The organism is Acidovorax sp. FHTAMBA (assembly GCF_038958875.1).
GTDB lineage: Bacteria > Pseudomonadota > Gammaproteobacteria > Burkholderiales > Burkholderiaceae_C > Acidovorax.
Genome location: NZ_CP152407.1, coordinates 2510269 through 2530014, shown reverse-complemented (window position 1 = coordinate 2530014; position 19746 = coordinate 2510269). Strand labels below are relative to the sequence as shown.

General features: G+C 66.3%; 16 protein-coding genes and 1 pseudogene. 7 read left to right on the top strand and 10 right to left on the bottom strand.

Annotated elements, in window-relative coordinates; translation table 11 throughout:
* Nucleotides 1–62 precede the first annotated feature (62 nt).
* From AAFF19_RS11920 to AAFF19_RS11910, 3 genes are all read left to right on the top strand, one after another.
* Complete coding sequence (locus AAFF19_RS11920) at nt 63–1088, top strand: Ku protein (RefSeq protein WP_182119205.1); 1026 nt, start codon at nt 63–65, stop codon at nt 1086–1088.
* Nucleotides 1089–1094: 6 nt separating this feature from the next.
* A complete protein-coding gene (ligD, locus tag AAFF19_RS11915; protein WP_182119206.1) occupies nt 1095–3722 on the top strand; it encodes a DNA ligase D in 2628 nt (875 codons plus the stop codon).
* Nucleotides 3723–3993: 271 nt separating this feature from the next.
* A complete protein-coding gene (locus AAFF19_RS11910) occupies nt 3994–5088 on the top strand; it encodes a serine hydrolase (protein WP_182119207.1) in 1095 nt (364 codons plus the stop codon).
* 40 nt (nt 5089–5128) lie between these two features.
* On the opposite strand, the gene AAFF19_RS11905 is transcribed toward AAFF19_RS11910, so the two are convergent.
* The 10 genes and pseudogenes from AAFF19_RS11905 to AAFF19_RS11860 form a co-directional block, all read right to left on the bottom strand.
* The gene (locus tag AAFF19_RS11905; RefSeq protein ID WP_182119208.1) at nt 5129–6082 is read right to left on the bottom strand and encodes a universal stress protein; all 954 of its coding nucleotides are present in this window, start codon (nt 6080–6082) and stop codon (nt 5129–5131) included.
* A gap of 150 nt (nt 6083–6232) precedes the next feature.
* Nucleotides 6233–6652 carry a GreA/GreB family elongation factor gene (locus tag AAFF19_RS11900; protein WP_008905896.1) on the bottom strand — a complete coding sequence of 140 codons (420 nt, stop codon included), beginning with the start codon at nt 6650–6652 and terminating at the stop codon, nt 6233–6235.
* 449 nt (nt 6653–7101) lie between these two features.
* Nucleotides 7102–7317, bottom strand: a complete 216-nt coding sequence (locus AAFF19_RS11895) for a molybdopterin-binding protein (RefSeq protein WP_055393898.1) — start codon at nt 7315–7317, stop codon at nt 7102–7104.
* Nucleotides 7318–7363: 46 nt separating this feature from the next.
* The gene (locus tag AAFF19_RS11890) at nt 7364–8176 is read right to left on the bottom strand and encodes an ATP-binding cassette domain-containing protein (RefSeq protein ID WP_182119209.1); all 813 of its coding nucleotides are present in this window, start codon (nt 8174–8176) and stop codon (nt 7364–7366) included.
* A 68-nt stretch (nt 8177–8244) separates the two neighbouring features.
* Nucleotides 8245–9108 (bottom strand): aliphatic sulfonate ABC transporter permease SsuC, encoded by an 864-nt coding sequence (gene ssuC / locus AAFF19_RS11885; RefSeq protein WP_182119210.1) that lies wholly within the window; start codon nt 9106–9108, stop codon nt 8245–8247.
* A 23-nt stretch (nt 9109–9131) separates the two neighbouring features.
* A complete protein-coding gene (ssuD, locus tag AAFF19_RS11880; RefSeq protein ID WP_182119211.1) occupies nt 9132–10310 on the bottom strand; it encodes an FMNH2-dependent alkanesulfonate monooxygenase in 1179 nt (392 codons plus the stop codon).
* A gap of 52 nt (nt 10311–10362) precedes the next feature.
* Nucleotides 10363–11382 carry a sulfonate ABC transporter substrate-binding protein gene (locus AAFF19_RS11875; RefSeq protein WP_182119212.1) on the bottom strand — a complete coding sequence of 340 codons (1020 nt, stop codon included), beginning with the start codon at nt 11380–11382 and terminating at the stop codon, nt 10363–10365.
* 26 nt (nt 11383–11408) lie between these two features.
* The gene (locus tag AAFF19_RS11870) at nt 11409–12383 is read right to left on the bottom strand and encodes a sulfonate ABC transporter substrate-binding protein (RefSeq protein ID WP_008904192.1); all 975 of its coding nucleotides are present in this window, start codon (nt 12381–12383) and stop codon (nt 11409–11411) included.
* A 161-nt stretch (nt 12384–12544) separates the two neighbouring features.
* A pseudogene (gene ssuE, locus AAFF19_RS11865) lies at nt 12545–13135 on the bottom strand (NADPH-dependent FMN reductase).
* Nucleotides 13136–13345: 210 nt separating this feature from the next.
* On the bottom strand, nt 13346–14368 hold the full coding sequence (locus AAFF19_RS11860; RefSeq protein WP_246330852.1) for a sulfate ABC transporter substrate-binding protein: 1023 nt from the start codon (nt 14366–14368) through the stop codon (nt 13346–13348).
* Nucleotides 14369–14524: 156 nt separating this feature from the next.
* Between AAFF19_RS11860 and AAFF19_RS11855 the strand changes: the two genes are divergently transcribed.
* From AAFF19_RS11855 to AAFF19_RS11840, 4 genes are all read left to right on the top strand, one after another.
* Complete coding sequence (locus tag AAFF19_RS11855) at nt 14525–14797, top strand: oxidative damage protection protein (RefSeq protein ID WP_008904189.1); 273 nt, start codon at nt 14525–14527, stop codon at nt 14795–14797.
* Between the two features lie 221 nt (nt 14798–15018).
* Nucleotides 15019–16923: an FAD-dependent 5-carboxymethylaminomethyl-2-thiouridine(34) oxidoreductase MnmC gene (gene mnmC, locus AAFF19_RS11850; protein WP_182119214.1), complete on the top strand. Its 1905-nt coding sequence runs from the start codon at nt 15019–15021 to the stop codon at nt 16921–16923.
* A gap of 147 nt (nt 16924–17070) precedes the next feature.
* The gene (locus AAFF19_RS11845) at nt 17071–17874 is read left to right on the top strand and encodes a sulfite exporter TauE/SafE family protein (RefSeq protein ID WP_008904187.1); all 804 of its coding nucleotides are present in this window, start codon (nt 17071–17073) and stop codon (nt 17872–17874) included.
* 24 nt (nt 17875–17898) lie between these two features.
* Entirely contained in the window at nt 17899–19737 is a 1839-nt protein-coding gene (locus AAFF19_RS11840; RefSeq protein WP_342720239.1) for a nitrite/sulfite reductase, read from the top strand.
* Nucleotides 19738–19746 lie beyond the last annotated feature (9 nt).

The following is a 19746-nucleotide window of genomic DNA, read 5'->3' as shown; positions in this document are numbered from 1 at the left end:
GGGTGCAGCGGCCGCACTATCTTGGAGCCTCCGTCAAACCCCTTTGAATTGAGAGAGTTGCCATGGCAGACACCGCAGGCCAAGCGCCCACGTCGACGCGCACGATGTGGAAAGGCGCCATCAGCTTCGGGCTGGTGCACATACCGGTCGGTTTGTATTCGGCCACTGCAAGCACCGGTATCGACTTTGACTGGCTGGACAAGCGGTCGATGCAGCCGGTGGGCTACAAGCGCATCAACAAGGTGACCGGCAAGGAGATCGCCAGCAGCGACATCGTCAAGGGCATCGAGTACGAAGACGGCCGCTACGTCGTGCTCTCGCCCGAAGAAATTGCCACTGCGTTTCCCAAGGTCACGCAGACCATCGAAATCGAGGCGTTTCTGGACGCCGACGAGATTCCGTTTGTGTACCTTGAGCGGCCTTACTACACCGCACCGCTCAAGCGTGGCGAAAAGGTCTACGCGCTGCTGCGCGAGGCCCTGCGCAAGACCAACAAGGTGGGTGTGGCCAAGGTCGTCATCCAGACCAAGCAGCACCTTGCGGTACTGATCCCTTGCGGCCGGGCGCTCATTTTGAACCTGCTGCGCTGGGGGGGCGAGATCCGGTCGTTCGAGCAGTTGAACCTGCCGCCGCTGGATGCCAAGGCCGCCGGCATCAAGGACGCCGAGATGACCATGGCGGTGCAGCTGATCGACGACATGACGCAGACATGGGACGCCGACAACTTTCGCAATTCCTTTGCTGACCAGATCAACGAGCTGGTGGAACACAAGGCCCAGGCGGGCGACATCGCCGATGTGGCCAAGGTCGAGAACAGCCCTTCGGTGTCTGCGGGTGCCGAGGTGCTGGACCTCACGGCACTGCTCAAGCGCAGCCTGGAGGGCAAGGGGCCACGCGCCGCCGACAAACCTGCCAGGGGCACGGCAGCCAAGGGCAAAGCCACGGTCACACGGCTTCCATCCACTCCCGCCAAAAAGCCTGCAGCCAAGAAAACTGCCCCCAAAAAGCCCGCAGACTCCGGCAAGAGCACCCCGGCCGCCCGGTCTACCAAACCCGCCGCCAAAAAACCGGCCCGCCGCGCCGCCTGACACACCATGGCCGACACCACCGACGCGCTCGCCCCGTATAAAAAGAAGCGCAACTTCAGTGTGACGCCCGAGCCAGCCGAGGGCGGCACGCCCGGTGTGGAGGCGCTGCAATACGTCATCCAGAAACACTGGGCCAGCCGCCTGCACTACGACCTGCGACTGGAGATCGATGGAACCATGAAGAGCTGGGCGGTGCCCAAGGGCCCCAGCTTGGACCCGGCCGACAAACGCATGGCGGTGCAGGTGGAAGACCACCCCATTTCGTACAACAGCTTTGAGGGACAGATACCGCCCAAGCAATACGGCGCAGGGCGCGTGATCATCTGGGACCGCGGCTACTGGCAACCCGTGGGTGACGCGGCCGAGGGCTACCGGGCGGGCAAGCTCAAGTTCGTTCTGCACGGGCACAAGCTGCAGGGGCACTGGACCCTGGTGCGCATGCACGGCCGTGGCGACGAGCGCCAGCCGCCCTGGCTGCTCATCAAGGAACGCGACGGGCTGGAGCGCCCGGCTGCGGAGTTCAGTGTGGTGGACGAGATGCCCGACAGCGTCACTGACCTTGCGCCACTGTTGCCCCCCTCCCCGCCCGGGAACGCACAGCCCGCAGCTCCGCACGCGCCAGCCCAACCGGCCCGCTCCGGGCATGCAGAGCGCAACGGACGTGTCGGACGTGCCGAGCGCAAGGCACCGCATGCCGCCCTGCCCGATGCGCTCTCTCCCCAGCTGGCCAGCTTGGTAGAAGGCCCGCCTGCGGACACCAGCGACTGGATCTGGGAGCTGAAGTTTGATGGCTACCGCCTGATGGCTCGGGTGGAGGCTGGCAAGGCGCAGCTTTTTACCCGCAATGGCAACGACTGGACCGCGAAAATGCCGCGCCTGGCCGAAGCCGTGGCCAGCCTGCCACTCGAATCCGGCTGGATCGATGGCGAGGTGCTGATGCCTGATGCGCACGGCATTCCGGATTTTCAGGCGCTGCAGAATGCCTTCGATGGCGAGGCGACGGAGGCGCTGGTGTTGTACGTGTTCGACCTGCCGTTCGCCAACGGGCAAGACCTGCGCAGCCTGCCGCTGGTGGAGCGCAGAGCGCGTCTTGAGGCCATTGCCAACGCAGCCACCACCGACCGCGTCCGTTTCAGCGAAGCGTTTGAAGCCTTGCCATCAGACCTGATTGCATCGGCCTGCCAGCTCGGGTTTGAAGGTGTGATGGGAAAGCGCAGGAACAGTGCCTACCTGTCACGCCGCAGCAATGACTGGATCAAGCTCAAATGCAGCCACCGCCAGGAGTTCGTGATCGGCGGGTACACCGACCCTCAGGGCTCCCGCACGGGCCTGGGGTCGCTGCTGCTGGGGGTGCATGACGCAGATGGCAGCCTGCGCTACACGGGCAACGTGGGCACCGGGTTCAGCCAGAAGCAGCTGGCCGCACTGCACGCACAGCTGCAAAAGCTCAAGGCATCCCGTAGCCCGTTTGCCCACCCCGAAGCCATCGACAAAAATCCGCACTGGGTGAAGCCACAGCTGATCGCTGAGGTGTCGTTTGCAGAATGGACGCAGGAGGGGCGCATACGCCACGCCGTGTTCAAGGGCCTGCGCAGCGACAAGCCACCCCGTGACATCCGCCAGGAAAAGCCCCAGCCCATGCGCAAGAAGACTTCTTCGGCGACAGCCTCCAGCGCCACCCATGCTGCGCAATCCGCGAATTCAGACGCGCCCGCCAAATCTTCATCCGCGCCCGTGGGCAGCGTGCGGGTGTCGAGCGCAGACCGCGTGATCGACCCCACCACCGGCCTTACCAAGATGGATCTGGTGCGCTACTACGCCACCGTGGCGCCGCTGTTGATGCCGCACCTGAAAGCCCGTCCCACTTCGCTGGTGCGTGCGCCGGAGGGGGTGGAAGGTGAGCTGTTCTTTCAAAAGCACTGGGATGTGGGGCGCGTGAAGGGCGTCCAGGGCATCAGGGAGCTTGCGCAAGCGCTGTACCCGGCCCACCCGCCGCTGCTGGAGGTGGCCAGCCCCGAGGGGCTGCTGTCGGCAGCGCAGATGAACACGGTGGAGTTTCACACCTGGAACGCCCGCAAGGACAAGATAGACCGCCCCGACCGCCTCACCTTTGACCTGGACCCTGGCGAAGGCGTGCCGTGGGAGCACGTGCAGGAGGCCGCCACCCTGGTGCGCCTGATGCTGACCGAACTGGGCTTGCCCGCCTTCCTGAAGACCAGCGGCGGCAAGGGCCTGCACATCGTCGTGCCCATCAAGCGGCTGCACGACTGGGACACGGTCAAAGGCTTCAGCCACGAGGTCGTTCAGCACCTGGCCCGCACCATCCCCCAACGCTTTGTGGCCAAGAGCGGGCCCAAAAACCGCGTGGGCAAGATCTTTGCCGACTACCTGCGCAACGGCCTGGGTGCCACCACCGCCACCGCCTGGACAGCCCGCGCCCGCCCGGGCATGGGCGTGTCGGTCCCCGTGGCCTGGGACGAGCTCACCAAGATCACCAGCGGCGCGCACTGGACGGTGCCATCCGTGGGACGCCGGCTGCGCACCGGCAACGGCCCCTGGCACGGCTATGACCAGGCGGCGGTGTCGTTGACCGCGGCGATCAAGGCGCTCGGGCGGGCTGGATGGACTGAGTGACTGAGGACTGACCGGCTGACAGCATCATTCTTGAGTCAGCCCGATTGAACTTGAAACACCTGGTCGGGCTGAGCCCGTCGAAGCCTCGCGCGGCGCTTCCGGTACGCCGGGTGAACGAACCGTGTGAGACAAGTCACGGCCTGCTGCGCCAGCCGCCGATCAGCGCCTTGGCTGCGGTGGGTTTCAACCCCTCGGCCACCAAAGCTGCAGCAGCCCCGCCCGTGACAGGTGTTGTAACTGCGGCGCCGCAGACCAACTCCTGCCGCACCCCATGCAGACGACCCTGCGAGCAAGCGAGAAAGACAAAACGCCATTGCGCTCGGTTGCCGCCATCGCCCTTCTGTTCCTGTGGGCCAGCCAGGCCATGGCGGCTCCAGCGGAGGACACCCACGTACCTTCAGCGCAATGGCAGCGCATCGCGTCACCAGAAGCCGTGGGCTGGTCCAGCGCAAAGCTGGCGCTGGCGCGCAAGCACTCCGAAAGTCTCGACACTTCAGCCGTCATGCTGGTGCTCAACGGCCAGGTACTGGATGAGTGGGGCCGTACCGACGAGCGCTTCAACATCCACTCCATCCGCAAAAGCATTCTGAGCAGCCTGATGGGCGCTGCGGTGGCCAGTGGTCAGGTGCGGCTGGATGCCACGCTGGCCGAACTGGGTGTGGACGACAACGAGCCGGCACTGACCCCCTCTGAAAAACAGGCCACGGTGGCAGACCTGCTCAAGTCCCGCTCGGGCATCTACCACCCCGCCCTGTACGAAACGGCAGCAATGGCAGCAAAACGGCCTGCGCGCGGCAGCCACGCGCCGGGTTCGTTCTGGTACTACAACAACTGGGACTTCAACGCGCTGAACACCATTTACGAAGCGCGTACGAAGACCAGCATCTACACCGCATTTGCCCACCAGCTGGCACAGCCGCTGCAGATGCAGGACTGGCGCGCGCAGGACGGCAGCCACCACACCGGCAAGGACTCCGTGCACGCCGCGTACCCCATGCGCATGTCGGCACGCGACCTGGCCCGCTTCGGGCTGCTGTACCTGCGAGGTGGGCAATGGACTGGCAAGCAGGTGGTGCCCGCCAACTGGGTGCGCCAGAGCCTTGAGCCCCATTCAGACACCGGGGTGGACGGAGGCTACGGGTACATGTGGTGGGTGTCGGTGGACGGGCGCCACCTGCCCTCCATCAAGGTGCCCGCAAGCACCTTCTCGGCGCAGGGGTACGGCGGGCACATGGTGGTGGTGGTGCCGGCATACGACCTGGTGGTGGTGCACCGGGTGAATACCGACTTCTCCAGCAACGTGGTGAGCGATGCGCAGTTCGCCAGGCTGCTGGAGCTGATTCTCGGCGCGCGCATGGCGCAATAGCTTGCGCTTTCGCACTCCACCCTGCCTGGCCCCCACCCGGTCACGGGCGTCCGAGCGCGGCCGGGTTGGGGTAGCGTGGCAGCCGCGGTGGGCCCGCCTTCACGCGGCGCACGGGCAGGTCTGTGGCCAGGCGCTCTGCGGCCGCCGCGCGCGTGGCGGGCTGAAACCCGTGCGGCACCACCAGTACATCGGTGCGCGCGTCACGCAGGATGCGCTGGGCCACGCTCTCAAAAACCAGATCCGACAGCACGGAGGCCGGGTGCTTGCCTACCACGATCAGGTCGGCCGCCGTGTGCTGCTGCTGCACCACCACCTGCCGGGCAGGGTCGCCCCGGCCGATGGTGGATGAAAGGCGGTTGCGGCGCGCGTCATACGAATCGGCGAGCGTGAACATCCTGTCTTGCGCAAACCGCTGACACTCTTCGCGGTACGCGCGGATGGCGCGCTCGGACACTTCGGCATGGCGCAACTTGCCCTCGTTGGTCGTATCAATGGCGTGAAACAGCTCGATGCGCGCAGACGGTTGCAGGGCATAACCGAGCTCCACCAGACGTTGCGACACCTGCGAAAAATCCACCGCCACCAGAAGGCTCTGGTACGGCTGGGCAGCCAGTTTGCGCACCACCAGCACCGGCCGCTGGCACGCCCGCAGCATGCGCACGGCGGGATGGGCGCGAAACCAGGCACCCAGCCCACGCTCGGGGGTGGTGCCCCACACCACGAGGTCGGCATGTGCCGCCTCGCGCGCCACGTCTGCCGCAGTGAGGTCCATGCGGGTTGCCGCTTGCACCGGGATGTGGTGGCGCTGCCTGAGCTGCAGCGCGTGGTGCGCCAGGCGCACGGCCGCGTCGGGCGGGGGCGCCTCGTCAGGGTGGGCCAGGTGAACAAGTTTCAACGTCGCGCGGTGCTCGGCGCACAGCAGCGCAGCGCGCGCGATGGCGTGGCCTCCTTGCAAGGAGAAATCGGTAACGGCGAGGATGGAGCGAAGGGTCATGGCAGGCGTGTCCTTGTGTTTTGGGCAGTGCGCACCCATGCAGCGGCGGCCAACACAGGTTGGCGCCGGTGGGAGGGGCGATGAGGGGCAGGCGCGGCGGTTCCGGGCGGCAGCCGGGCCGCAGCCGGGCCGCAGCGGGGCTACAGGCGGCTACGTGAGGTAGTCGCCCGTGGCCTCGGGCTGGAACTGAATGCTCTCGACCACGGCCGCGCACTCTTCCCCGTGGGGCGTGTGCCACCTGGCCACATCCCCCGCCCGCAACCCCAGCAGGCTGATGCCGACGGGCGACAGCACCGAGATGAAGCCAGCGGCAGGTTCAGCGTCTTGCGGGTAGCACAGGGTCAGCACCTGGCGCCTGTGGGTGTGTACGTCTACCAGCTCAACACGCGAATACATCGTGACCACGTCACCCCGCACGGTGCGCGAGCTGGTGATGTCTGCATTGGCCAGCAGGTCATCCAGCACGGGGGGAAGCCGGTTGCCCACCAGCTTGGTCAGGCGCGAATAATCCAGATCGGTGAGCGTGCGCTCGCCGTGAACCACAACATCAACAACTGCTGCTGCATGCATGAATTGGCACTCCATCAAATGCGGCGGTCGTCCCATGGGAACAGACGGCCGCTACCGCGCATGGCTGGTGCCCGGCGGTGGATGGTTGCGCTTGAAAGGGGTGAGGAGAAAGTGTGCCGCCGGGCTCAGGAATGTGCTGGCGTCAGCTGACGACGCGCGTTCTTCTTGGCCTGCGCTCGCGCGCAGGCCGCTGCGTGGAGCAGCGCAGCCAGGGCAGCAGTAGTGCATACAAGGAGGGTCGTCATGGCCCCGAGTGTAGGCCGCCTGCACGCTTTCGGGACCAATGGCCCCAGGGTTCGTGCCAGATAGGCGGGCCCGCATGGAGCTTCGAGCCCTGCCATCTGTCACATAGCGCAGGCCGAAATAGCTATGAAATTAGTAGCTTCCAGCGCTTTACCACCAAGCGCTGGGGCATTTTTTTCACTCAAACTCTGGCCGATGGGGCCGCGTCACAGCTTCGCAATCGACACCTCCGTGGACTTGACCAGCGCCACCACGTCGGAGCCGACGATGAGGCCCAGGTCGTCCACCGAGCGGGTGGTGATGACGGAGGTGACGACGCCCCAGGGCGTTTCGACATCGACCTCGGAGACGACATCGCCGCGAATGATTTCGCGCACTTTGCCCTTGAACTGGTTGCGTACGTTGATGGCTTGGATGGACATGGTTTTCTCCTTGAAAAGTCCGTGGATGGGAAAAATTAAATGGGGTTCAGACCGCCCAGCGCAGGCCGTGCGCAGGCACGCCGGGCCAAGACACCTCGTGCGCAGACTCCCCTGCGGGCTTTTGCAGCACCCGGTCGAGGATGCGTTTTTCGATGGCGGCAAACGCGGGGTCGCCGTGCGAGCGGGGGCGTGGCAGGTCGATGCGCTGGTCCAGCGCGATCTGGCCGTCTTCGATCAGGATCACGCGGTCGGCCAGGGCCACGGCCTCTTGCACGTCGTGGGTGACCAGCAGCGCGGTAAAGCCGCTGCTGCGCCACAGGCCTTCGATGAGGCGGTGCATCTCTATGCGGGTGAGCGCATCCAGCGCGCCCAATGGTTCATCGAGCAGCAGCAAGCGCGGGTTGTGCACCAGGGCACGCGCCAGGGCCACGCGTTGGCGCTGACCGCCGGACAGGCGCGCGGGCCACTCGGTCAACCGATCACCCAGGCCCACGCGGGCCAGCACGTCGGCGGCTGCGCCACGCTGTGCAGGCGGTAGGCCCAGGGCCACGTTGTCCTGCACGCGCTTCCAGGGCAGCAGGCGCGAGTCCTGGAACATGATGCGTGTGCTGTCGCTGAGGCCACTCACGCTGTCGCCGTCGATGCGGATGGTGCCACCCGAGACCGATTCCAGCCCCGCCACCAGGCGCAGCAGCGTGCTCTTGCCGCACCCGCTGCGGCCCACGATGGCGACGAACTCGCCGGGCTCGATGACCAGATCGGCCTTGAGGAGCACGCTGCGCGCGCCGTAGCGCTTGTCCACGCCACGCACTTCCAGGCGCACGCCTTGGGGTTGTGGAGATGATGAATTTTTAGTCAAAATGGCCTCCTGCGCTTATCTATCAAGCGCTAGCAGCTATAAAAATGTGAGTATTCAAACGAGAGGCATCACGCCTGATAGCCCGGGTGCCATCTCAGCCAGTAGCGTTCGAGGCCCTTGGCAAACACGTCGGCCAGCTTGCCCAGCAGCGCATACAGCAGGATGCCCACCAGCACGATGTCGGTCTGCAGAAACTCGCGTGCATTCATCGTGAGGTAGCCGATTCCCGCCTGCGCCGAGATGGTTTCGGCCACGATCAGGATCACCCACATCAAACCGAGCGAAAACCGCAGCCCCACCAGGATGCTGGAGAGCGCACCGGGCAGGATGATTTGCCGGTAGAGCTGCCAGCGGCCCAGGCCGTAGGTGCGGCCCATCTCGATCAGCCCCGGGTCCACATTGCGGATGCCGTGAAAGGTGTTGAGGTAGATGGGGAAGAACACCGACACGCTGATGAGGAACAGCTTGGCCGATTCGTCGATGCCGAACCACAGGATCACCAGCGGGATCAGCGCCAACGCAGGGATGTTGCGCACCATCTGGATGGTGGAGTCCAGCAGCGTCTCGAACAGCTTGACTGAGCCGGTGAGCAGGCCCAGCGCCAGTCCCAGGCCGCCGCCAACGGCCAGCCCGGCCAGCGCGCGGCCCGCGCTGACCTGGACGTGGGTCCACAGCTCGCCCGAAGCGGCCAGCGTCCACGCGGCCTTGACGACCTCCAGCGGTGCGGGCAGCACACGGGTAGACAACCAGCCTTGCGACGATGCGATCTGCCACAGCGCGATGAGGCCGATGGGCACAGCCCAGGGCAACAGGCGCTGTGCGACGTTGGCGAGAAAGCGGGCGACGGGTGCGGGCAACAACGGCCCTTCGATGGGCAGGTCCACGGAGTCGGCCACCGGGGATACCTGCAGTTCTCTTGCGGTGTGTGTCATGGAGAGTTCCGGTTCGGGGCAAATCAGCTTTGCGACGCGCGCGGCACAAAGTCGTTGGCCACGGTTTCGCCAAACGGGCCCAGTGGGTTGCCAAACAAGGGGTTGCGGCTGGCCAGTTGGTTGCGCAGCGGCAGGGGCAGCAGCGGGAACACCAGCTCGGCAAACCGATACGCCTCGTCCAGGTGCGGGTAGCCCGACAGCACGAAGGTGTCCAGCCCCAGCGCGGCGTATTCCTCGATGCGCGCAGCCACTGTCTGCGGGTCGCCTACCAGGGCCGTGCCCGCGCCACCACGCACCAGGCCCACGCCGGCCCACAGATTGGGGCTGATTTCCAGGTCCTTGCGGCTGCGCTTGGCACCACCAGCGTGCAAGGCGGCCATGCGGCGCTGGCCTTCGGAGTCCATGCGTGCAAACACGGCCTGGGCGCGCACCACGGTGTCGTCGGTGACATGGCTGATGAGTTCTTCGGCAGCGGCCCAGGCCTGCTCATCGGTCTCGCGCACGATGACGTGCAGGCGGATGCCGAAGTTGACGGTGCGGCCGTGTTTGGCGGCGCGGGCGCGCACGTCTGCCACTTTCTTGGCGACTTCAGCCGGTGGCTCGCCCCAGGTCAGGTAGGTCTCGACCTGCTCGGCCGCCAGGTCGTGCGCGGCGGGCGACGAGCCGCCAAAGTACACCGGCGGGTGGGGCTGCTGCACCGGGGGGAAAAGCAGCTTGGCGCCCTTCACCGACAGGTGCTTGCCTTCAAAGTCCAGACTCTCGCCCCGGTGGCTGCGCGCCAGAATCTCGCGCCAGATGCGGATGAACTCGGCCGACTGTTCGTAGCGCGTGGCGTGGTCCAGGAACACGCCGTCGCCCTCCAGCTCGGCCTTGTCGCCGCCTGTGACCAGGTTGATGAGCAGGCGCCCTCCCGAGAGCCGGTCAAACGTGGCCGCCATGCGCGCAGCCAGCGCTGGCTGGTGCAGGCCGGGGCGCACTGCGACCAAAAACTTGAGGTTGCGCGTGACGGGCAACAGGCTGGCCGCCACCACCCACGGGTCTTCGCAAGAGCGGCCGGTGGGGATGAGCACGCCTTCGTAGCCCAGGCTGTCGGCCGCCACTGCGACCTGCTTCAAGTAGTCGTGGTTGAGCTGGCGTGCGCCTTTGGCGGTGCCGAGATACCGACTGTCGCCGTGGGTGGGAATGAACCAGAAAATTTTCATGAATGCCTCGGAATAGATATGGGTTGGATGCGGTGGATGTGGCGGATGTGACTCAGGGCTTGGAGGTGGCAGCGGCCAGTTGCGCAGCCGCTGGCCGCCACACGATGTCGGCCACGTTCACGGGTTTGGGAATCAGGCCGAGCTTGAAAAACGCATCGGCCACGCGCTGCTGGTCGGCCACGGTGGCGGGCGAGAGCAGCCCCACTGGCGACGAGGGGCGGCGCTGGATGAACAGGCTCACCACGCCCGCGTCCAGGCCGCTGAAGTTGGCAATGAGCTTGATCGCGTCCTTGCGCGCCTCTTGCGCCAGGCGGTCGGCGCGGCTGAGTTCTTCAAACAGCACGCGCAGCACCTGGGGGTGGGCTTGCACAAACGGGCGGGCCGCCAGGTAGAAGGAGTTGTTGCTGCTGGCAAGATCACGGCCAGTCGCAAGGACTCGGGGTCCGATGGCCAGCTCGGTGGCGGCGTAGAACGGGTCCCAGATGGCCCAGGCGTCCACGCTCTTGCGCTCGAACGCGGCGCGCGCATCGGCCGGGGTCAGGTACACGGGCTGGATGTCGGCCCACTGCAGGCCCGCGCGCTCCACGGCGCGCACCAGTAGGTAGTGGGCGCTGCTGCCCTTTTGCACGGCGATGCGGCGGCCCTTGAGATCGGGCAGCTTGCGCAGGGGCGAATCGTTGAGCACCAGCAGCGCGGAGCTGTCGGGCTTGGGCGGCTCGGCGCCGACGTACAGCTGGTCTTTGCCAGCGGCCTGTGCGAACACGGGCGGCGAGTCGCCGGTCAGGCCAAACTCCAGGCTGCCCACCGACAGGGCTTCGAGCAGCTGCGGCCCGGCCGGGAACTCCAGCCAGCTGATCCGTGTGCCGGGGAAGCGCTTTTCCAGCACGCCCTGCTGCTTGAGGATCACGAGGTTGACGGCGGATTTTTGGTAGCCGATGCGCAGCAGCTCAGGCCCTTGCACAGCGGCGCTTTGCGCGTGGGCATAGCGGCTGGCCAGCGCCCAGCTGAACGCGGTGATGCCCAGCAGTTGCAGTGCGCGGCGGCGCTCGGGGTGGATGGTGGGGTGGGTCATGGCGCGGTGTCCTTTCGTGTTGCAGGTCACAGCAGATCCACCGGCGCGGCATGCAGCAGGTTGAGCTTCTTGGGGATGAGCTTGAGGTCGAAGAAGGTGTCGGCAATCGCCTGCTGCTCGGCCAGGATCTCGCGCGTGACGGGCGCGGTGCCGAAGCGGGCGCGGCTCAGGTACAGGTCGGTGATGGATTTGTCCAGGCCCAGCACGGCCGACAGCTCGGCAGCGGCGGCGTCCTTGTTTTTGGAGGCCCAGGTGTCGATGGCGTTGACTTCTTCGATGGCGATGCGCAGCACGTCGGCGTTCCTGGTGGCGAAGTCGCGCGAGGTGAAGTAGTAGGCGCGGTTGTTCACCACGCCGGTGGCATCGACCAGCAGGCGCGCGTCCAGCTGCTTTTGGGCGGCGGCGAGGAAGGGGTCCCAGATGATCCAGGCATCGATCGCGCCGCGTTCAAACGCGGCCCGCGCGTCGGCCGGGGCCAGGAAGATGGATTGCACGTCACCGTATTTCAGGCCGTTCTTCTCCAGCAGCTTGACCAGGAAATACTGCACGTTGGAGCCTTTGTTGTAGGCCACGCGCTTGCCTTTGAGGTCGGCCACGCTGCGAATCGGCGAACCGCTGGGAACGATCACGGCCTCCAATGCGGGGCGCGGCACTGTGGCACCGGCGTAGACCAGCGGGGCACCAGCGGCCTGCGCAAAGATGGGCGGGGCTTCGCCCACGTCGCCGAAGTCGATGGAGCCGACGTTGAGCGCTTCCAGCTGAACGGGGCCTGCATTGAACTCGGTCCAGGTCACCTTTACACCCAGCGGGGCCAGGCGCTTTTCGAGGGTGCCACGGCCCTTCAGGATGGAGAGCCAGCCCTTTTGGTGGCCCACGCGCAGCACGCGGGCCGCGCCAGGGGCCTGGGCCCAGGCGGAGGAAATCGCCCCAGCGGCGGCGGAGGCAGCACTGGCGGCCAGCAGGTGGCGGCGTTGCAGGGAGAAGCGGTTCAGTTCGTTCATGGTGCAGGTTCCAGCAGCAAATCGGGTGAGGGGAGCACGGGGGCTGGCAAAGGCGGAACACCGCCCTGCCCGCGCACCCGGCGCAGCAAATCAAAAAATGGAAATGAAGGGGAAGGAAGGTGGCGCTGGCACTGCGGGCCTGCCGCAGCGCCGGGCCCGCGTCAGACGCTACATCGCACCTGCGAGAACGGCACCGGCGCAAACCGGGTGGCCTGGGCGGGCGACGGGCGCAGGGTTTAGGTCACCAGCACGTTCACCGCATCGTCCAGCCGGGCGGCAATGTCGGCCTGCACGTGGTAGCTGCCCTCGGGCGTCAGCGTGACCTGCGCATCGGTGGCATAGATGCCGGGCAGGATGCTTTTGGCGCCCAGCGACTGGAGCACGGGGCGCAGCGCGTAATCGAGCGCCAGCATGTGGTGCGGGCTGCCGCCCGTGGCCAAGGGCAGCACGGTCTTGCCCTTGAGGGCCGTTTGCGGCAGCAGATCCAGAAACACCTTGAGCACACCGCTGTAGGCCGCCTTGTAGACCGGGGTGGCCACCACCAGCACGCTGGCATCGGCCACCTGGTCGATGGCATGCACCACCGTGGGGTGCCCAAAGTCGGCCAGCAGCAGCGCCTGGGGCGAGAGGTCGCGGATATGGATGCGGTCCACCAGCGCACCACGCACCGAGAGGCGCTGGGCCACGGCATCCAGCAAGGCGGCGGAGCGGGAACGCTCGGAGGGGCTGCCGGCAATCAACAAGGTGGACATATCTTTCCTCTACTTCTTTTTTGATAGCTTCCAGCGCTTATTGGATAAGCGCTAGAGTCCAATTTCATTCAAGAACACGCGATGGCGCCACCCATCCGTTCGGGCTGAGCCTGTCGAAGCCGGGGCGCCCTCTGCGAGCAGCCCTTCGACAGGCTCAGGGCGAACGGTTCATAACCGGCCGATGCCGCATCAGGCCGCGTCGGGGTGAACTCACTTCCTGGAATAGATCTGGTCAAAGCTCGCGTTGTCCGCAAAGTGCTCCTTGGCCGCCTTGTCCCAGCCACCGAACGCGTCGTTGATGGTGAACAGGTTCAGCTTGGGGAACTGCCTGGCGTACTTGGCCTTGGCCTTTTCGGACACGGCGGGGCGATAGAAATGTTTGCCCGCAATGTCCTGGCCTTCTTCGGTGTACAGGTATTGCAGATAGGCCTCGGCCACGGCGCGGGTGCCCTTCTTGTCCACGTTCTTGTCCACCACCGACACGGCGGGTTCGGCCAGGATGGAGATCGAGGGATAGACCACATCCACCTTGCTGCCAAATTCCTTTTCCAGCAGGTAGGCTTCGTTTTCCCAGCTGATGAACACATCGCCCTGGTTGCGCTGCGCAAAGGTCACCGAAGAGCCCCGCGCACCCGTGTCCAGCACCGGCACGTTGGCGTAGAGCCGGGCCACAAACTCCTTGGCCTGCGCTTCACCCCCGTATTTGCGCTTGGCAAACTCCCAGGCGGCCAGGTAGTTCCAGCGCGCGCCGCCCGAGGTCTTGGGGTTGGGCGTGATCACCTTCACGTCGGTGCGCACCAGGTCGTCCCAATCTTTGATGCCCTTCGGATTGCCCTGGCGCACCACCAGCACGATGGTGCTGGTGTAGGGCGAGCTGTTGTGCGGCAGGCGCTTTTGCCAGTCTTTCGGGATCCAGCCGCCATTGGCGTGCAGCGCATCGGTGTCGCCCGCCAGTGCCAGCGTGGCCACATCGGCGTCCAGCCCGTCGATGATGGAGCGCGCCTGCTTGCCCGAGCCGCCGTGGCTTTGCTTGATGGTCACGTCCTGGCCGGTCTTGGCCTTCCAGTGCTTGGCAAAGGCCTGGTTGAACTCCACGTACAACTCCCGCGTGGGGTCGTACGAGACATTGAGCAGCGTCACAGACTGCGCAAACGACGGCAATGCTGTGAGGGCCAAACTGCCGATGAGGGCGGCGGCAAGGGGAAACTTGATAAAGTCACGGCGAAAGTTCATGGAAGGGCCTCTTTGGTGAATGTGTTGCGGTGCGAAACACCGATGGAACGCATTCTGGAAGCCGTCTCTTAAAACTGGAACTACTGAGATTTCAGTTCTTTATACCTAAATCATCTGAGCACCTCGTCTGCTCGCCACCCACACAAGGAAACACCCATGGCACGCACCATTCAATGCATCAAGCTCGGCAAGGAAGCCGAAGGCCTCGACTTTCCGCCCTACCCCGGCGAGCTGGGCAAGCGCATCTGGGAAAGCGTGAGCAAGGAAGCCTGGGCCGACTGGCTCAAGCACCAGACCATGCTGGTCAATGAAAACCGCCTGAACCTCGCCGACGCGCGCGCCCGCCAGTACCTGGCCCGGCAGATGGAAAACCACTTTTTTGGTGGCGGCGCAGACGCCGCGGCGGGCTACGTCCCGCCCAGCGCGTAACGGAGCGACGCGAAGTGCAGCGCTGCAAAAAGTGGTTTCGCCAAAACCACTTTTTTGGCAGCGGCGCAGACGCTGCGGCGGGATATGTCCCGCCCAGCGCGTAACGGAGCGACGCGCAGTGGAGCGCGTGACGCAGCGCAACACACCCCGGAGCGGTTCGCGGTAAAAACCGCCTTCCCTTTGCAACAAGGCCGGCGCCACGCCGGCCTTCTGCCGTTCCCATGACTGAACCCATCGAGTGGCTGCCGGACGGCACCCCCTACAGCACCCGCTTCGGCGACCGCTACCACAGCGAAAACGGCGGCCTCACCCAGGCCCGACGGGTGTTTCTGCACGGCTGCGGCCTGCCCGAAGCCTGGGCGGGGCAGCCGCAGTGGCGCATTCTGGAAACCGGGTTTGGCTTTGGCCTGAATTTCCTGGTGACCTGGGCCGCCTGGCGGGCTGACCTGCAGCGCCCCACGCTGCTGCATTTCGTATCGACCGAAGCCTGGCCTGTGAGTGCAGCCGACCTGCTGCGCGCCACCTCAGTCCACCCCGAGCTGGCGCCGCTGGCTGAGGCATTGCACCGCCAGTGGTGGGGCCTGCTGCCGGGCGTGCACCGCCTGCGTTTTGATGACGGCCGGGTGCTGCTCACCCTGTATGTGGGCGACACCCAGGCCATGCTGCGACAGCAGAACCTGACGGTGGACTCCATCTACCTCGACGGCTTCAGCCCCCAGCGCAACCCCGAGAGCTGGGACCTGCACACTCTGAAAGCCGTGGCGCGCTCTTGCCGGCGCGGTACGCAACTCGCCACCTGGACCATCGCACGCGCCGTGCGCGATACCCTGGCGCAATGCGGCTTTGACGTGACCCGCGTGCCCGGCGTGCCGCCCAAGCGCGACAACCTGCACGCCACCTACAACCCGCGCTGGGAGCCCCGCACCTCGCGCCAGCCTGGGGTGACACCGGAGCCGTCTCTGCCCGGCCCCTGCATCGTGATCGGTGGTGGCATTGCAGGTGCCGCCGCCGCCGCCAGCCTGGCCCGACGCGGCTGGCAGGTCACGGTGCTAGACCAGGCCGCCGAACCTGCGGCCGGTGCATCCGCCCTGCCCGCCGGGGTGTTCGCGCCCCATGTGTCGCCCGACGACAGTGTGCTGTCGCGCCTGTCGCGCAGCGGTGTGCGGACCACGCTGCAGCAGGCCACCTGGGTGCTGAAGAAAGACATCGACTGGTCGCCCTGCGGGGTGCTGGAGCACCGCACCGATGGCACACCTGGCCTGGCACCTGACTGGATGGACGGGCCCGGCGCCGACTGGAGCCAGCCTGCACCCCCCGCTCGGCTGGCCCAGGCAGGTTTGCCCAGCGATGCCGCTGCATGCTGGCACCACCAGGCGGGCTGGCTGCGCCCTGCCCGGCTCGCGTCGGCCCTGCTGGCGCAGCCGGGCATCCAGTGGCGAGGCGATTGCCGCGTGGCGGCGCTACGGCGCACAAAGCCCGCGGAGGGCGACGGCAGCACGCCCGGCCCTGTCTGGCAGGTGCTGGACGCCCAAGGCAACTTGATGGCTGAAGCACCCCTGGTCATCATCGCTGCGGGCGCAGGCAGCCTGGAGTTGCTGAACCCCCGCTGGCCGCTGCAGCCGGTGCGCGGGCAGGTGTCGTGGGGCACACGCCCGTCTGTGGCCGCCCCGCTGGCGCCGTTCCCGGCCAACGGGCACGGCAATCTGGTTCCGGCGTTTCCGCTGGAAGACGGCCCGGCTGGACACATGGCCTGGGTGATGGGCTCGACCTTCGAGCGGGATGTCGCCACCCTGCCCCCGTCCGAGGCCGATGTCGAGGCAGCCCATACCGCCAACTGGGCCAAGCTGCAATCGCTGCTGCCGCAGGCGGCGTCGCAGCTGCAGGCAACATTTGCCGCACAACCCCGGGCCTGGGCGGCCGTGCGCTGCACCGCACCGGACCGGCTGCCCATCGTGGGCCCGGTCGATGCCGCGCAACTGCCCGGCCTGTGGGTGAGCACTGCCATGGGCGCCAGGGGGCTGACGCTCGCAGTTTTGTGCGGCGAACTGCTGGCTGCGCGCCTGCAGGGCGAGCCCCTGCCACTGGACGCCAGGCTGGCCAAAGCACTGGGCACCGAGCGCCTTTAGCGGTTTGGCGCCAGCGCGGCGGCAGTCGCCCCACAGTGACGCTACCGGCCAAAAGCCCGCGCCGCGCCTTGCTTATACGCAAATTGGCATATTGGAAGAGCAAAACAATAGTTTGCATCCATAAGCACGCCACCTACATTCGCAGCCATGCATGAATTGGCGTTTGTTTTTGCGGGCTTTGCGGTGGGGCTGATCGTCGGCCTCACCGGCGTGGGCGGTGGCTCGCTGATGACGCCGGTGCTGATCTTCTTCTTTGGCGTGAAGCCCCACCTGGCCATTGGCACCGACCTGCTGTTTGCGGCCTTCACCAAGATGGGAGGCACCGTCAGCATGGCGCGCCAGCGCCTCGTGCCCTGGCGCGTGGTGGGCCAGCTGTGCGCGGGCAGCATTCCGGCGGCGCTGCTGTCACTGTGGGCGCTCAAGACGCTGGGCCCCGCCAGTGGCGAGGCCCAGCGCATCATGACCACCACGCTCGGCTTTGCATTGCTGCTCACCGCTGGTGCCACGCTCTACAAGGTGGTGGCGTTCTCCCGACAACGCCAGGCCGCCGACCACGCCAGGCGCCAGCAACTGCCAGCGCTGGCCACCCGGCCCCGCCACTGGGCGCTGCCCGTGCTGCTGGGTGCGGTGATCGGCACGCTGGTTACCTTCACCTCCGTGGGTGCAGGCGCCATCGGCGTTACCGTGCTGCTGCTTGTGTACCCCCTGCTGCCGCTGCCGCGCGTCATTGGGGCGGACATCGCCTACGCGGTGCCATTAACCCTGGTCGCAGGGTTGGGCCATGCATCGCTGGGCTCGGTGGACTGGGGATTGCTTGCACAATTGCTGGCTGGCTCGCTGCCGGGGATCTGGATAGGGTCCCGCCTGGTCACCCGCACGCCCGAACGGCTGATCCGCTCTGCACTGTCCGTCCTGCTCGCCTGGGCAGGCTTCAAATTGATTCTGATCTAGGAACCCTCAGGTTCCCTCCCCACGATGTACCAATACACCGACTTTGACCGCCAATTCATCCGCCTGCGCGCCGAGCAGTTCCGCGACCAGCTCGAACGCTGGCAGGCGGGCAAACTGCCTGAAGAGCACTTTCGCCCGCTGCGCCTGCAAAACGGCTGGTACATCCAGCGCTACGCGCCCATGCTGCGCGTGGCCGTGCCCTACGGCGAGCTCTCCAGCGCCCAGCTGCGTGTGCTGGCCCAGGTGGCCCACGAATACGACCGGCCCGACCCCGCCCTGCTGGCCGAGGCCCAGGCCACGCAGGAAAAGCTGGGCGAGATCCCGCTGGCCGATGGTCGCCGCATCGGCACCCGGCTGAAGTACGGTTACGGCCACTTCACCACGCGCACCAACGTGCAGTACAACTGGATTCCGCTGGCGAAGGCTGCCGACGTGATGGACCTTTTGGCCACCGTGCAGTTGCACGGCATCCAGACCAGCGGCAACTGCATTCGCAACATCAACAGCGACGCGCTGGCCGGCATTGCAGCCGACGAGATTGCCGACCCCCGGCCGTTTTGCGAAATCCTGCGCCAGTGGAGCACGCTGCACCCCGAGTTCAGCTTCCTGCCCCGCAAGTTCAAGATCTCGATCAACGGCGCACGCGAAGACCGGGCCGCCCTGGGCTGGTACGACGTGGGCCTGCAGCTCGTGAAGAACGACGCAGGCGAGCTCGGCTTCAAGGTGCGCGTGGGCGGCGGCATGGGCCGCACGCCCACCATCAGCCCGGTGCTGCGCGAGTTCCTGCCCTGGAACCAGCTCATGAACTACCTGGAAGCCGTGATCCGCGTCTACAACCGCTACGGCCGCCGCGACAACAGCTGGAAGGCGCGCATCAAGATTCTGGTGAAGGCCGAAGGCCAGGCCTACATCGACCAGGTGAATGAAGAGTTCCGCCAGATCGTCGAGGACGAAGGCGGCCCGCACACCATCACCCAGGCCGAGTACGACCGCGTGGCCGCGAACTTCCGCGAGCCCGACCTGGATCTGTCGCCCGCCAATGCCGAGGCGGAAACGCTGGAGCTGCTGCGCACCGCCGCCAGCGAAGACCGCGACTTTGGCCGCTGGCTCACCAGCAACGTGCTGCCGCACCGCCACCCGCAGCTGCGCGCCGTAATGCTGTCGTTCAAGCGCCTGGGCTATGCGCCCGGCGACGCCACGGCCGAGCAGATGGAAGCCGCGGCCGAGTTGGCCGACCGCTTCTCGGGCGGCGAAGCCCGCGTGACGCACGAGCAGAACCTGCTCTTGCCCTGGGTGCGCCGCGACCAGCTGCCCGCGCTGTACCAGGCTGCCAAGGCGCTGGGCCTGGCCAAGCCCAACATCGGCCTGCTGACCGACATGATTGCCTGCCCCGGCGGCGACTTCTGCTCGCTGGCCAACGCGCGCAGCCTGCCCATTGCCGAAGCCATCACCGAGCGCTACCAGGACCTGGACGAGCTGTGGGACCTGGGCGAGATCGACCTGCACATCAGCGGCTGCATCAACAGCTGCGGCCACCACCACAGCGGGCACATCGGCATTCTGGGCGTCGATAAAGACGGCAAGGAGTGGTACCAGATCACGCTGGGCGGGGCCGACGGCTCCAACCTGTCGGGCCCCGCCACGCCGGGCAAGATCATCGGCCCCTCGTTCAGCGCATCGGAAGTGCCGGGCGTGATCGAAGCCCTGCTGGCCACCTACCGCACCGAGCGCCAGCCACTGGCCGATGATGCGCAAGGCCCGCGCTACGAGAACTTCATCGACACCGTGCGCCGCGTGGGCCTGGAGCCCTTCAAGACCGCAGCCAACGCTGCCCGCCGCCCCGCTGAAACCGAAACCGCCTGAGGGTTTATC

Coding starts and splice junctions, on each gene's coding strand:
- AAFF19_RS11920 (WP_182119205.1), top strand. CDS start 63: ATGGCAGACACCGCAGGCCAAGCGCCCACGTCGACGCGCACGATGTGG.
- AAFF19_RS11840 (WP_342720239.1), top strand. CDS start 17,899: ATGTACCAATACACCGACTTTGACCGCCAATTCATCCGCCTGCGCGCC.
- AAFF19_RS11905 (WP_182119208.1), bottom strand. CDS start 6,082: ATGACCCTTCGCTCCATCCTCGCCGTTACCGATTTCTCCTTGCAAGGA.
- AAFF19_RS11910 (WP_182119207.1), top strand. CDS start 3,994: ATGCAGACGACCCTGCGAGCAAGCGAGAAAGACAAAACGCCATTGCGC.
- ligD (WP_182119206.1), top strand. CDS start 1,095: ATGGCCGACACCACCGACGCGCTCGCCCCGTATAAAAAGAAGCGCAAC.
- ssuC (WP_182119210.1), bottom strand. CDS start 9,108: ATGACACACACCGCAAGAGAACTGCAGGTATCCCCGGTGGCCGACTCC.
- ssuD (WP_182119211.1), bottom strand. CDS start 10,310: ATGAAAATTTTCTGGTTCATTCCCACCCACGGCGACAGTCGGTATCTC.
- AAFF19_RS11860 (WP_246330852.1), bottom strand. CDS start 14,368: ATGAACTTTCGCCGTGACTTTATCAAGTTTCCCCTTGCCGCCGCCCTC.
- AAFF19_RS11900 (WP_008905896.1), bottom strand. CDS start 6,652: ATGCATGCAGCAGCAGTTGTTGATGTTGTGGTTCACGGCGAGCGCACG.
- AAFF19_RS11895 (WP_055393898.1), bottom strand. CDS start 7,317: ATGTCCATCCAAGCCATCAACGTACGCAACCAGTTCAAGGGCAAAGTG.
- AAFF19_RS11855 (WP_008904189.1), top strand. CDS start 14,525: ATGGCACGCACCATTCAATGCATCAAGCTCGGCAAGGAAGCCGAAGGC.
- mnmC (WP_182119214.1), top strand. CDS start 15,019: ATGACTGAACCCATCGAGTGGCTGCCGGACGGCACCCCCTACAGCACC.
- AAFF19_RS11875 (WP_182119212.1), bottom strand. CDS start 11,382: ATGACCCACCCCACCATCCACCCCGAGCGCCGCCGCGCACTGCAACTG.
- AAFF19_RS11845 (WP_008904187.1), top strand. CDS start 17,071: ATGCATGAATTGGCGTTTGTTTTTGCGGGCTTTGCGGTGGGGCTGATC.
- AAFF19_RS11870 (WP_008904192.1), bottom strand. CDS start 12,383: ATGAACGAACTGAACCGCTTCTCCCTGCAACGCCGCCACCTGCTGGCC.